The sequence below is a fragment of the Microvirga sp. Mcv34 genome, from assembly GCF_024519725.1.
GTDB lineage: Bacteria > Pseudomonadota > Alphaproteobacteria > Rhizobiales > Beijerinckiaceae > Microvirga.
The window spans coordinates 100,948-102,938 of the sequence record NZ_JALJRK010000002.1 but is presented as its reverse complement, the minus strand read 5'-3'; the positions used below and the strand labels follow the sequence as shown (position 1 = coordinate 102,938).

The window sequence follows — 1,991 nt, the reverse complement described above, 5'->3', positions numbered from 1 at the left end:
GGGCTTGAACCGGTAAAATAGAGCGGCGTCATGCCGAGCCGTAGTAGTGGCTCTCTATAGTGCTGTCTTAACGCGTTCGAGCTGTAGGTTCTCTCTGCGCCTGAGAGCATTTGTAAAAGAACATTCCCGAGATCGTCAAACGACAACGGTAGAGCTGACGCCCAACTCTTGCGTTTACCTTAACGATTTGCTGAATGCCTAACGGCAGGACAACGCTTATGGTTAACCATGGATGGCGCGTGACGGGCGACCCAGGCTGCAAAAACAAGAAGGGCGGTTCTCGCGAACCGCCCTTCTTGTACGTTCAGGCTCTGTCAGCCACCGCCGAGGCGCCCTGCCCCGTCAGCGCATACCAATCACCCGCTGGGTCGGCGTCGCGGCCATCGGGGCCGTCTTCCCGTAGAGACCCCGATGAGCCGGATCGAGCGTCAGGGCGTCCGTGACCCCGAGCACGGTCTCGGAGGCGCCGAGCAGGAGTGAGCCGTCCGCCGCCATCAGGTTGGCGATCCGGCGCAGCACGTCCGCCTTCAGGGCGGCATCGAAATAAATCAGCACGTTGCGGCAATAGACGATATCGAAGGATCCCAGGCGGCTGAAATCGTCGAGCAGGTTGAGATAGCGGAAATCCACCATGGCGCGGATCTCGGGCGAGATCTGCCATTGATCGCCCACCTGCGTGAAGTACTTCACGAGAAGGCGGATCGGCAGCCCGCGCTGCACCTCGAACTGGTTGTAGAAACCGGCCTTCGCCTTCTCCAGCACGTCGGTCGAGATGTCGGAGGCGACGATGTCGATGTGCCAGCCGGGCATCCGGGCGGCGGCCTCCTTCAGGATCATGGCGAGCGAATACGGCTCCTGCCCGCTCGACGCCGCCGCGCACCAGATCCGCAGCCTGCGGCTTCCCGCCCGCTCCTTCAGGTACTTGGGCAACAGGACGTCCTGAAACAGATCGAACGGCGACTTGTCGCGGAAGAAGAAGGTCTCGTTCGTCGTCATCGCCTCGATGGTGGCCTTTTCGAGCGCCATGGCGCGGCCGGCCCTGATCTCGCGGATGAGATGCGAGAGGCTCTCGAGCTTGAAGCGAGTGCAGACGGAGGAGAGGCGGCTCTCGACGAGGTAGCGCTTGTCCGGCGAGAGCGCCAGGCCCGACCGGGCCTTGAGGAACACGCGCAAGGCTTCAAATTCGGCTTCGGTCATGTCGAAGCTCCGGTGATGAGGCCTTTCAGCGATCGGCCGATGGATTCAAGCGGAAGGACCTCGTGGGCGAGGCCCGCCTTCACGATGCTGCCCGGCATGCCCCAGACGATGCTCGTCGCTTCGTCCTGGGCGATCACGGTCGCGCCCGCCTTCGTCAGGAAGCGCGCGCCGTGCGTCCCGTCCGAGCCCATGCCGGTCAGGACGACGGCGAGCGCCGAGGCGCCGTAGACGGCGGCGGCTTCGCGGAACAGTACATCGACTGCGGGGCGGCAGAAGTTCTCGGGCGGCCCGTCATTGAGTCGGATCGTCGCCTTGCCGCCCGTGCACACGACGCCCATGTGCCGCCCGCCGGGCGCGACGAGAATCGTCCCGGTGGCGACAGCATCGCCGTCCTTCGCCTCGCGGGCCGGGACGGACAGCAGGGTCTGGAGATGATCCGCGAAAACGGCCGTGAACATCGCCGGCATGTGCTGGACGATCAGCACGGGGATCCGTGACAGCGCCGGCTTCAGGTCCAGGAGAACGCGCTCCACGGCCCGCGGACCGCCCGTCGACGAGCCGATGAGGAGGCATTGCGGCTTCGTGCCGCCCGCTCTCAGGGGCGCCGTCGGGATCGGCGAGACGGCTCTCGGAGCGGGCGTCGCGGCAAGGCGCGGCACCCGCGCCTTCGTTTCGCTCAGGGCCCGCATTTTCTCGACGAGTTCGCGGCGGAACTCGTTCGCGGCGCCCGGCGCGCGCGCACTCTCGGGCTTCGCCAGATAATCGACGGCGCCGAGCGAGAGACATTTCAGGGA

Annotated in this window: 2 protein-coding genes; both read right to left on the bottom strand. The window is 65.2% G+C overall.

From position 1 onward, the window contains the following. Positions 1-342: 342 nt before the first annotated feature. Positions 343-1,197, bottom strand: coding sequence for a CheR family methyltransferase (locus OC446_RS01860; RefSeq protein WP_262027335.1), 855 nt, complete (start codon positions 1,195-1,197; stop codon positions 343-345). Beyond that, the coding region (locus OC446_RS01855) for a chemotaxis protein CheB (protein WP_262027334.1) at positions 1,194-1,991 on the bottom strand (798 nt) is incomplete at its 5' end. The genes OC446_RS01860 and OC446_RS01855, both read right to left, overlap by 4 nt.

What these genes read in the sequence shown, in the direction of transcription:
- OC446_RS01860 (WP_262027335.1), bottom strand. Translation starts at nt 1,197, where the DNA reads ATGACCGAAGCCGAATTTGAAGCCTTGCGCGTGTTCCTCAAGGCCCGG.